We start from the raw sequence: 11992 nt of genomic DNA on the forward strand, positions 1-11992 counted from the left end.
AAGGAGAACGAATTGTGAATTTTCAACCAACAACATTAAATGAGAGGGTTGACTCTCTTGATATTTTGCGCGGGTTTAGTTTACTAGGCATTTTGCTAGTAAATATGTTTGGATTTTATTTACCGATGCCTCATGTTTTAGACTTAAATAGTTGGTTTACAAGTGCAGAAGATATTATATGGCATCAAACACTGGATATTTATGTACAAGGAAGCTTTTATCCTTTATTTTCAATGCTATTTGGCTATGGATTAGCTATGCAGTATATGAAGGCAGAACGTACGGGGACTAGCTTTTATAAGTTTGCGCCCAAAAGGCTTATTGTTTTATTATGTCTCGGCCTAATTCATGCATTTTTAATTTGGTGGGGCGATATTTTAACGATGTATGCCTTTTGCGGATTTTTCCTGTTATTATTTATCCGTTTTAGCGGCGGATGGTTGCTGACATTTGGAATCATTATTAATAGTTTAATGCATATTTTTATTCTGTTAATATATGCTCTTGCAGGCATGATGAGTGCAGAGTATGAAACACCGGCAGTCGATATTGCGCTAATTAATAGTGCGATTACAGCATATGGTGTTGGTGGCTGGGGCGATGCATTTGTTCAAAGATTAAAAGATTTATCGGTACAAATGAGCATAGGCATGTGGATTTCATCTTTAGTAACTATATTGCCTTATATGCTAATTGGTGCAGCAGCAGCAAAATGGCGTTTAATCGAACGTGCAAAAGAATTGAAAATCTTTTGGATAAGTTTCGCAATCATTTTTGTAGCAGCAGGCTTATTTATAAAAAGCGCACCATTTATGTTTACACGTACTTATATACTAGATTATTTAAAGGTTTATGTTGGTGGTCCAATTTTATCAATTGGCTATATTGCACTAATTGTAAGCATTTGTTTATTGCCAACAGCCGCTAAACTACTTACACCAATTGCAACAGCTGGAAGAATGTCATTAACTTTATACATTATGCAATCAATTATTTGTACGATACTATTTTATAATTTTGGCTTTGGACTGTATGGCAAAGTTGATGTTCAAATGAGTACGCTTATTGCAATTGGAATTTTTGTAGTACAAGTAATCCTTGCAGAACTATGGTTTACTAAGTTTAAACAAGGTCCGCTTGAATTAGCAGTAAAAAGAATAGTTTATCCCCCAATTAAAAGGCAGTAATTTTCAGTAGAAAGTAAACCGACAGATGTATTGAAGTAGTAAATATAAAAGTGAAATCAACAACTCGTAAATGTCCGAAGTATGGACTAAAAGCGCCACGTTTTGCGCCAATCGCTTTTGTGGCAACCTCTGTATTACACAATTTATGTTTGACAATAACTATCAGTCAGTGGGGAAAAAAACCCCCACTGATAAAGTTTTATTTTAAAAAAAAAATGTTGTCGGAAAAATAAGCATTTTCAAATAATATGATGTATGATGGTATAAATGATACGTTTTCTTCGTGGGGAGAGGGATCGCCTTCCTAACACGAATCCGTATGAACGAAGTAAAAAGGAGCGCCATTATTTATGAAGATTTTATCGTTTAAATCAAATGGAGAAGTAAAATTCGGACCGAAAGTAAAAAAAGAAGAAGCGGTATGGGATGTTTTAGCTATTCAAAAAGAGCTAAAAGTTCTTCCTTCTTTTCCAAGCGAAATTATTAATGGAATCGCACTAGGTTTTGACTTTGTAGAACAGATTCGTAAATTAGTAGAAGCAGCTATAAAATCTGACCAAGTAGAACAATTTAAAAGTTCTTTTACTGAAATAGAATGGCTTTCACCAATTCCGAGAACACCAAAAAATATTTTATGTATCGGCAAAAACTATGATGAACATGCAAAAGAAATGGGTTCAAAAGCAGCGCCTAAAGATTTATTAGTATTTACAAAATCACCTACTTCAATTGCTGCTGATGAACAAGTGCTGCCGATTCACGGAAACAAAACAAATTCGCTAGATTACGAGGGTGAATTAGCAGTTGTAATTGGGAAGCATGGCAAAGATATCCCTAAAAATTTAGCATTTGATTATGTGTTTGGTTATACCATTGCAAATGATATTACAGCTCGTGATTTACAGGATCGACATAAGCAGTACTTCTTAGGAAAAAGTTTAGATGGTACTTGTCCATTAGGGCCTTATATTGTAACAAAGGATGAAATTGCAGATCCTCAAAAGTTAACTGTTGTTACAAAAGTAAACGGTGAAGTTCGTCAAAATGGTTCGACTAAGGATATGATGTTTACTGTAGAAGAATTAATTTCAATCTTATCTCAGTATGTAACTTTGGAGCCAGGGGACGTTATATTAACTGGTACACCAGCCGGAGTAGGAAAAGGAATGACGCCACCAACGTTTTTAAAAGCTGGTGATGAAGTAAAAGTTTCTATTGAGGGAATTGGAACTCTATCTAATAGATTTGAATAATTGATTTATAAACATTGGAGGTGCATAATAGCCTCCAATGTTTTTTATTTGGGATGTTTAACTTGGGTGTTGATGTTCTACAAAATTCTATTGTTGGTGCATTTGCTGATACTAGGATAAGGATAGAGGGGCTTATCTTTTCACATTCTCTGAAAATAGTGAACATTGCGTGTCGATATTGTAAAAGAGATTATTATATTTGAATCCACTTCTTACACATGGTAGGATAATGCTGACAAAGAAAATTAAGGTGGGGACTAAATGGACTTTTTAACAAGCTCAACGCATTTACACATTACTACTTGGGTAATTGCATTAGTACTATTTTTTGTGGCAGCTTTAGCATCAAAATCTAAAGGGATCCACATGGCATTACGATTATTCTATATTTTGATTATTATTACTGGCGGTGCTTTATTCATTGAAGGAATGGATTATAACATGGGTATGGACTATGGTATTAAATTCATTCTAGGTATTTTAGTAATTGGTATGATGGAAATGGTTTTAGTCCGAAAAGCTAAAAACAAACCTACAGCGGTATTCTGGGTACTATTCGCAATTTTCCTATTTGCAGTTTTATTCTATGGCTTCAAATTACCAATGGGAGAAAATTTCTTAGCGTAATTAGGCAATGCTCTTATTTTAATAGCCGTATAAAGCAATTATAAAAACTGACCCAAAAGGTTAATTTAAATCTTTTGGGTCATCTTCTTTTTGTGGGATTATAATGTAGTTATAAGAAGTGAGTATGTTTATAGTTCACAAGAAAGGATAGTAAAAAATGCTGCCGATAATAATGCTAGTATTTATCCTATGTTTAATGGGAAGTTTCGTTCTGTTCGCTTTTTTACAAAAAACCACAAATTTTTCTGCTGAAAACTCCATCTTAACGAAAAAAGAGCTGAAAGATATACAGAAAAAAATTAAGGAACTTGAATAAGCAAAGTACTAAAAGTATGTGAAATTTCGTGAAAGTTTCAAAGTGCGTAAAAAGCAGTAAAAGCGCGTAAATATTGCACGAAAGCACGTAAAAACTACTAAAAAATGCGTAAAAAGTGTATGAAACCGCGTAAAAATTCCAAGGTGCGAAAAAAAGCAGTAAAAGCGCGTAAATGTTGCGCGAAAGCACGTAAGAACTGTTAAAAAATGCATAAAAGGTGTATGAAATCGCGTAAAAATTCCAAGGTGCGAAAAAAAGCAGTAAAAGCGCGTAAATGTTGTACGAAAGCACATAAAAACTACTAAAAAATGCGTAAAAAGTGTATGAAACCGCGTAAAAATTCCAAGTTACGTAAAAAAGCAGTAAAAGCGCGTAAATGTTGTACGAAAGCACATAAAAACTACTAAAAAATGCGTAAAAAGTGTATGAAACCGCGTAAAAATTCCAAGTTGCGTAAAAAAGCAGTAAAAGCGCGTAAATGTTGTACGAAAGCACGTAAATACTTCCCAAAACCGCGTAAAAAGTATGTAAAACCGCGTAAAAATTTCCTATAACGCGTAAAATTCATTGTTTTTTTGGATATCTTTGATAAAAAGACAGAGTTATTTCAAAATAAAATCGTGATTGTCACTGTTTTGCCCTATTTATTGTTGCATTTTGTCATTTTAACTTGAAAAGATAGCTGTATATCTTTTTTTTTTGGTAAAATGACGATGGTATGGTTTGAAAGAGAGGGATAATTTTGAAATTCAAAAAATGGTTTAGTGCTACTGCTGCATCAGTATTACTGGCTGCATCGTTTACAGCAACAACCGTAGCAAATGCTGAAGAAACAAAATCAATCACAGATGAAAGTATATATGATTTACTAGTAGATCGTTTTTTTAATGGTTCTGCACAAAACGATTACAATGCAGATCCCAAAGACCCTAGTCAATTTGCAGGTGGGGACTTCAAGGGAATCGGTGAAAAACTCTCTTTAATTAAAAAAGATATGGGCTTTTCTATAGCATCTATTGGCTCTGTTTTTGCAACTGAAAAATACGATGGTTCAATGGTAACTAGCTATACTGAAATTGAACCACATTTTGGTACAGCAGATGAGTTGAAGCAATTAATTCAAAATGCAGAGCAAAATGGTGTTTCCATTATGATTGATTTTCCGTTAACGAATGTGAGTGAAAATCATGAATGGGTACAAGATGCTGCAAAAGCTGATTGGATAGTTGGTACTTCGAATGGGAAAGTTCGATGGAATTTAAAAAATGAAGAAGTGCAACAAGCACTTATTGAAGCAATCGTAAACTTTGTCTCTACATATAAAGTTGGTGGAGTTAGATTAACAAATTTAGATATAGCGGATACCTCTTTTTTAAACGAAATGATTGAAGCTATAAAAGGCGTTAATGATCAAATTTATGTCATTTCAAACGAAGATAGTAATGCAAATTTTGATGCAACATATTACGGGGAAACAAACGAAATATTCCGCAATATTTATAAAAATGTTGATCAGGATTCGTCTAATCAATTGAAATATATTGAAAACTATGTTCAAAATCAAGAGGCTCCTACACAATTAATGATTGATAATCTCAATACTGACCGTTTTACATTGGATGTTGAAGCTTATCCTCCAACAAGGGTAAAGCTTGCTACTGCTGCAACATTGCTTTTGCCAGGTGTTCCAGTTATGCAATATGGAACAGAAATAGTAATGAATGGTGAAGCAGGCCCAGAAGCGCATCAATTATATAACTTCCGTACGGATAAAGAAATTGTTGATTTGATTGGTAATATCCAAACGATTCGCAATAAATCCGAAACGCTGCGAAGTGGAGATTTTAAATTATTAAAAAATGAAAATGGTTTTTTAGCATTTGAGCGTTATTCTGATGATGAAAGATGGATTGTTGTCATTAATAACACAGGGAAAACAACAAGAATTGATGTTCCAGAAGAGGAAATCGGAGCAGATAAAGAAATTCGCGGTATGTTAGAGGATGATATTATTCGTGTAAACGAAGAGGGAGTGTATCCAATCGTCCTTGATCGTGAAGTAATCGAAATCTTCCAGGTTACTGAAAAAAGAGGCATTAATATGTCTTATGTAATTGCTTTAGGATTAGTCTACATTCTGTTTATTGGATTTATCGTAGCAATCATTAAACGCGGAAGACGACAAAGAGTACAAGAAAATTAAATGTTAAATCGGCAAAATCATGTATTTGATTTTGCCGATTTTTTTGTACTCTTAATAGAAATTAAGAAATTAAAGCTATAACTCATTTTCATAAAATAATGTACATAAAAATATATATGTTTAACAAATTTACTTGTTATTAGAACATCAATGTGCAGTTTTTTGTTTCATTTTCTTTAAATATCTATAAGTTCTGTAATACAAGTTTTTTAAAATCATAATAGTAATTTATAAATAAATTTCTAACGTTCTTAAAAACAATTGCTAGAGAGGAGAGTTAATTTGGAAACAGACGTGCTTTTAAGGATTAAAGATTTACACATAGGTTTTCGAATTAATGAATCGTTCTATAATGCAGTCGATGGGGTATCACTTACTCTTCGAAAAAATGAAATTCTTGCAATTGTTGGAGAATCCGGCTGCGGCAAAAGTACGCTTGCTACATCGATAATTGGGCTGTTTGACCGTAGTAATACAAGAATACAGGGTGAAATTTTATTTAAAAATAAAAACTTAGCGACCTTAACAGAAGATCAACTCAATGATATTCGCGGACTTGACATTAGTATGATTTTTCAAGATCCACTTTCTGCATTAAATCCGCTTATGCGGATTGGGGAACAGATTGAAGAAGGATTAATTTATCATACGAAGTTTTCAAGTCATGATCGAAAACGAAAAGTACTAGAATTGTTAAAACAGGTAGGGATTCAAAATCCGAATCGAGTTTCAAGGCAATTTCCACATCAGCTATCTGGTGGCATGAGACAGCGTGTAATGATTGCCATTGCGATTTCTTGTAAACCGAAAATTATTATTGCCGATGAACCGACTACAGCATTGGATGTAACAATACAAGCTCAAATTTTAGATTTGCTAGTCGAGATGCAGCAGGAGACTGGGGCGGGTATTATTTTAATTACACACGATTTAGGTATAGTAGCAGAAGTAGCAAATCGAGTGGCTGTTATGTACGCAGGGGAAATAATAGAAGAAGCACCTGTAAAAGAATTATTTCTTTATCCGAAGCATCCATATACTCGGTCACTGCTCCATTCGATTCCTCAAATGAACAGTTATACAAATCGACTAAATGCGATAGAGGGGATGGTTCCTTCTTTAAAATATTTACCGAGATTAGGTTGTCGTTTTTCTTCCCGTATTCCTTGGATTCGTAAAGAGGCACATGAGAAACGGCCGGCATTGCATGAAATTTCACCAGGACACTTCGTTCGTTGCACCTGTTGGAAAGAGTTTCATTTCAACAAGGTTAAAGGAGACGGAACTTATGAGCTTTATGCGAATTAATAATTTGAAGGTTCATTTTCCTGTTCGTGGAGGCTTTTACAATACAATCATTGATACTGTCTATGCAGTTGATGGGGTCAGTATGGAACTTGAAAGAGGAAAAGCATATGGATTAGTTGGTGAATCGGGTTGTGGAAAATCAACGCTTGGGAAGGCAATTATTGGCTTGGAGAAAATTACCTCTGGGAGTATTTATTATAAGGGAAAGAACATTACAAATAAACGAAGAGATAGAAAATCTATTTATAATCGTGACATTCAAATGATTTTTCAAGATTCACATTCGAGCTTAAATCCTCGAAAACGAATTCAGGACATTATTGCTGAACCGATACGAAATTTTTTAAATCTAACTCCTAAAGAGGAAAACCGTAAAATTAGCGAGTTATTGGAAATTGTCGGAATGCCTGAAGATGCAAGGTACAAGTATCCTCATGAATTTTCCGGCGGACAAAAACAACGTATCGGGATTGCTCGTTCTATTGCCACAAATCCAAAACTAATTATTGCCGATGAACCGGTATCTGCTCTTGATTTATCAGTGCAAGCGCAAGTGTTGAATTTTATGAAAGATATTCAAGATGAATTTCACTTAAGCTATTTATTTATTTCACATGATTTAGGGGTTGTAAAACATATGTGTGACCATATTTCAATTATGTATAAAGGACGTTTTGTTGAGACAGGGACGAAATATGACATATACAATAACCCACAGCATATTTATACAAAGCGTTTACTGTCAGCTATACCGAAAGTTACACCGATTGGGCGTGAAAAGCGTAAACGTGAGCGAATAAAAGTTGAACAATATTATCAAAAAGAGTATAAAAAATATTTCGATGAACACGGTCGAGTTTTAGATTTAGTGCCTATTTCCAGAACTCATTTTGTAGCGACGACTTCACGTTAAAGGAGGTCAGTTCATGTGGAAAACAATTGTTAGACGTTTTCTATTAATGATTCCACAACTATTTGTACTGAGCATTCTGATATTTATATTGGCAAAATTTATGCCAGGTGACCCTTTTACAGGTTTAATTACACCCGAAACGGATCCTTCACGAATTGAAGAATTGACAGAAAAAGCAGGATTAAATGACCCATGGCATATTCAATATGTACGTTGGATTGTTAGGGCCGTTCAAGGCGATTTTGGAATGAGTTATACGTTTAAAAGGGATGTCGCTTCTTTAATTGGGGAACGTGCATTAAATACATTTTGGCTATCATTTTTAAGTGTAATTTTACTTTATGCCATAGCGATTCCATTAGGAATTCTCGCTGGGCGCTATCATAATTCACGTTTAGATAAAACAGTTATATTTTACAGCTTTTTTACGTATGCAATACCAACATTCGTACTATCACTCGTATTTCTTTATATTTTTGGCTATAAGCTTGAATGGTTTCCAACAAGCGGAAGTGTGGATATCAAATATGAGCCAGGTACACTAGGCTACATTTGGAGTAAGGGCTATCATATTATATTGCCAGCTATTACTTATGCAATTCTTGGAACAACGGGCGTTATTCAATATTTGCGATCTGAAATAATTGATACGAAAGCAATGGATTTTGTACGAACAGCTCGCAGCAAAGGAATACCGACGAGAAAAGTATATTCAAAGCATATTATTCGAAATTCTTTGCTGCCAATCGCCGCATTTTTAGGCTTTACAATCACCGGATTATTAGGGGGCTCTATTTTTATAGAAACAATATTTGGCTACCCAGGAATGGGGCAGTTATTTGTTTCATCCATTTCCTCACGTGATTATAGTGTTATTACAGCTCTTGTCATGTTATATGGTTTCTTAACACTTTTAGGAAGTTTATTATCCGATATTATTATGAGCATTGTCGACCCGCGAATAAGGATTGAATAAGGAATGTAAAGGAGGTTTGCTGAAAGTATGAATAAGAAATATAAACGAAAGAAAAAATATAAAAGCTCTCCTCCAACTGGTATTCAAGTCATTTTTCGAGAGTTTAGGAAAGATAAAATCGCAATGTTTTCCTTTATTTCTTTAGTAACAGTCATTGTTGCGGTATTTATAGGAGCTTATTTTATTATCGATCAAGAGGCGTTAATGCGCATAAGCCTTAAAGATAATTATGCCGAGCCTAGTGGGAAGTTCCTTTTAGGAGCTGATCAAGGTGGGAAAGATATACTTGGACAAATAATTGTAGGTGCGAAAAATTCTATTATAATTGCAATGTCAATCACACTTATAACTGGAATTTTTGGTATTTTCGTTGGCTTAATATGCGGGTATTTTGGAGGATGGATTGATAATTTGTTTATGCGAATCATCGATTTTTTCATTACCATTCCTTCTCTAATGTTAATTATTGTATTTGTTACAATTGTTCCGAAATATTCAATTAGTTCTTTTGTATTTATTATGAGCTTATTTCTATGGACAGGTACTGCAAGGCTTGTTCGTTCCAAAGTGCTGTCAGAAAGTAAACGTGATTATGTACAAGCATCAAAAACACTTGGTACAAATGATTTTGTCATCATCGTAAGAGAGATATTACCAAATTTAAGTTCCATTATTATTGTTGAATTAACATTAAATTTTGCTGGCAACGTGGGAATCGAGACGGGGCTATCCTACTTAGGTTTTGGTTTGCCGCCGACAACACCATCTCTTGGTACATTAGTTAGCCATGCAAATAATCCTCTTGTCATACAACAATATTGGTGGGTATGGCTTCCGGCATCCTTATTTATTTTATTGATGATGCTTGCTATCAATTATGTTGGACAAGCGCTAAGACGTTCTGCTGATTCGCGTCAACGCTTTGGTTAAATTTTTAATAAACTTGAAAATTATCTTAGCTCCAGTCCCAGCATATTGAAGTTATTTTAGCGTACCTCGGGCTAAAGCTGTAAAAGATTATCGTTTTTCGTTTTCGATTTTCATGGATGTAACTAGTGCAGAATTTGAAACAAAGGTTTTTTGGAGTTAATGCCGATCCTCTTGGAGATTACATGATGTGCGCCACGCTTTTAGATAAATGGATGCAGCAAGAATTGTCACAATGCTAAGCAGGGCGCTTCCGCTTTTCTTGTAGTTCGTATAAATGTTGGAATACTAGTCACGGATAATCATACAAAAAGGGAGGAAGTACATTGAGAATACGTAGGTGGTCATTACTAGTTTTATTAATTTCAATACTACTCGTATTAGCAGCATGTAGAGGAGACGATAAAATAAAAAGCAAGGAAGCAGCAAAAGAACAAACTACAGAGGATTTATTTGATGTATCAGTTTCCAATAAGGGAGAGCCTATTAAAGGCGGGACACTTCAGGTTGCCATCGTGAAGGATGAACCTTTCAAAGGAGTATTTTCCTGGGAGCTTTATGAGGATGGTTATGATGCTAATATTATGAGCTGGGCATCAAATTCTATTTTTGAAGTAGATGGTGATTTTTTAATTACAGATGAAGGCATTGCTTCAATGGATGTTGATCAAAAAAATAAAAAAGTAACGATAAAAATACGCGACGGCGTAAAATGGTCTGACGGAGAACCATTAAAAATTGAAGATGTTATTTTGCCATATTTAATCATCGGTCATCCGTCCTATACAGGTGTACGTCATGACTCTTCATTCCAAAATATTGTCGGCGCTGAAGAATATCATTCTGGAAAGGCGAAAACTATTTCTGGCATTAAGAAAATTGATGATGAAACTTTAGAAATTAGTTTTAAACAGTTATCTCCTGCTATATACTCAGGCGGAGATGGTCTATGGACATACGCTGCACCAAGTCATCAAATAGCTGATATTCCTATCGATCAATTAATTGAGTCAGATGAAGTAAGAAAAAATCCCGTAACGTTAGGTCCATTTAAATTCAAAAAAATTGTTCCAGGTGAATCTGTGCAATTTGTAAAGAATGAGTATTATTGGAAAGGTAAGCCAAAACTTGACGGCGTTGTTATTAAAATTGTTCCATCAAGTTCTATTTCAGTTGCAATAGGATCAGGTAATTATGATCTTGTCATGGGCTTTAATGCAACAAAAATGCCGGAAATAGAAAATTACAACAATATTAACGTCTTAGGGCGACCAGAATTGTATTACTCATACCTCGGTTTTAAGGTTGGGAAGTATAACTACGAAGCTAAAAAAGTAGAAACGAATATGAACGGTTCAAAAATGGGCAATAAAAAATTACGTCAAGCAATGGGCTATGCTTTAGATATCGAACAAGTATCTGAAGTGTTCTATCATAATTTGCGTACACGTGCCAATTCATTAATTCCACCAGCATTTGCTTCGTTTTATGATAAAAGTTTAAAGGGTTATTACTATGATCCAGAGAAAGCAAAAAGTTTATTAGATGATGCTGGTTATGTTGATGTTAATGGCGATGGATTACGTGAAGATCCAAATGGGAAAAAGTTAGAAATTAAACTAGCTGCACTATCAGGTGATTCGGCACAAGAAGAAATAATTGCCTACTATATTCAAAATTGGAAGGATATTGGACTAAATGTAACGTTAACTTCAGACCGCTTGATTGAGTTCAACTCTTTCTATGATCGAGTACGAGCTGATGATCCAGAAATTGATATTTTCATGGGTGCTTGGGGAACGGGGACGAACCCTTCACCGGCAGGATTATTTGGTGCAACTGACCAATATAACTTCACTCGTTATACTTCTAAGAGTTTGGAAACAACTATTAAAAATATTGATTCTGCTAAATCGTTTGATAAAAAATACCGTGCACAACAGTTCCGTGCATTTCAACAGCATTTAGAAGATGTTGCAACAATGATTCCAATGCAATTCCGATATGAAATTTATCCTGTTAATAAGCGGGTAAAAAATTATAGTATTGATTATAGTAATCCGACTGAGCTGCACGAAATAGAATTAGTAGCTGAAGAGCCAATTGCTTCGAAATAATGTAATGTTTTTTATAGATGACTCATAGTTATTTTATTAGCTACGGGTCATCTTTTTTAGTTTGAGTATAGGATGATGCTTTAGAGCTAGATTGAAATTTTTGGAGATGTTAGCTGACTAGAAGGGGATACATACATTTAGTCATTAGGATAAAATAAACAGGCA

General features: G+C 34.5%; 9 protein-coding genes. All 9 read left to right on the forward strand.

All coding sequences use genetic code 11. The annotated features are described in order from the left end of the window. Nucleotides 1–14 precede the first annotated feature (14 nt). Nucleotides 15–1187: a DUF418 domain-containing protein gene (locus MKY04_RS05330; RefSeq protein ID WP_346235482.1), complete on the forward strand. Its 1173-nt coding sequence runs from the start codon at nucleotides 15–17 to the stop codon at nucleotides 1185–1187. A gap of 350 nt (nucleotides 1188–1537) precedes the next feature. Further along, nucleotides 1538–2440, forward strand: coding sequence for a fumarylacetoacetate hydrolase family protein (locus MKY04_RS05335; RefSeq protein WP_126295464.1), 903 nt, complete (start codon nucleotides 1538–1540; stop codon nucleotides 2438–2440). A gap of 261 nt (nucleotides 2441–2701) precedes the next feature. Continuing rightward, the gene (locus MKY04_RS05340; RefSeq protein WP_126295465.1) at nucleotides 2702–3067 is read left to right on the forward strand and encodes a YisL family protein; all 366 of its coding nucleotides are present in this window, start codon (nucleotides 2702–2704) and stop codon (nucleotides 3065–3067) included. 1058 nt (nucleotides 3068–4125) lie between these two features. Beyond that, nucleotides 4126–5586 (forward strand): alpha-amylase family glycosyl hydrolase, encoded by a 1461-nt coding sequence (locus MKY04_RS05345; RefSeq protein WP_126295466.1) that lies wholly within the window; start codon nucleotides 4126–4128, stop codon nucleotides 5584–5586. A 282-nt stretch (nucleotides 5587–5868) separates the two neighbouring features. After that, the gene (locus MKY04_RS05350; protein ID WP_126295467.1) at nucleotides 5869–6894 is read left to right on the forward strand and encodes an ABC transporter ATP-binding protein; all 1026 of its coding nucleotides are present in this window, start codon (nucleotides 5869–5871) and stop codon (nucleotides 6892–6894) included. After that, nucleotides 6875–7807, forward strand: coding sequence for an ATP-binding cassette domain-containing protein (locus tag MKY04_RS05355; RefSeq protein WP_346235483.1), 933 nt, complete (start codon nucleotides 6875–6877; stop codon nucleotides 7805–7807). Before MKY04_RS05350 ends, MKY04_RS05355 begins: the two co-directional genes overlap by 20 nt. A 13-nt stretch (nucleotides 7808–7820) precedes the next feature. Then, nucleotides 7821–8783 carry an oligopeptide ABC transporter permease gene (gene opp4B, locus MKY04_RS05360; protein WP_346235484.1) on the forward strand — a complete coding sequence of 321 codons (963 nt, stop codon included), beginning with the start codon at nucleotides 7821–7823 and terminating at the stop codon, nucleotides 8781–8783. Nucleotides 8784–8810: 27 nt separating this feature from the next. Further along, the gene (locus MKY04_RS05365) at nucleotides 8811–9713 is read left to right on the forward strand and encodes an ABC transporter permease (RefSeq protein ID WP_346235485.1); all 903 of its coding nucleotides are present in this window, start codon (nucleotides 8811–8813) and stop codon (nucleotides 9711–9713) included. Nucleotides 9714–10036: 323 nt separating this feature from the next. Further along, complete coding sequence (locus tag MKY04_RS05370; RefSeq protein WP_126295471.1) at nucleotides 10037–11827, forward strand: oligopeptide ABC transporter substrate-binding protein; 1791 nt, start codon at nucleotides 10037–10039, stop codon at nucleotides 11825–11827. The last annotated feature ends 165 nt before the right edge of the window (nucleotides 11828–11992 follow it).

Source organism: Lysinibacillus telephonicus (genome assembly GCF_039654155.1).
GTDB classification, from domain to species: Bacteria; Bacillota; Bacilli; order Bacillales_A; family Planococcaceae; genus Ureibacillus; species Ureibacillus telephonicus.

Coding starts and splice junctions, on each gene's coding strand:
- MKY04_RS05335 (WP_126295464.1), top strand. CDS start 1,538: ATGAAGATTTTATCGTTTAAATCAAATGGAGAAGTAAAATTCGGACCG.
- MKY04_RS05340 (WP_126295465.1), top strand. CDS start 2,702: ATGGACTTTTTAACAAGCTCAACGCATTTACACATTACTACTTGGGTA.
- MKY04_RS05355 (WP_346235483.1), top strand. CDS start 6,875: ATGAGCTTTATGCGAATTAATAATTTGAAGGTTCATTTTCCTGTTCGT.
- opp4B (WP_346235484.1), top strand. CDS start 7,821: ATGTGGAAAACAATTGTTAGACGTTTTCTATTAATGATTCCACAACTA.
- MKY04_RS05365 (WP_346235485.1), top strand. CDS start 8,811: ATGAATAAGAAATATAAACGAAAGAAAAAATATAAAAGCTCTCCTCCA.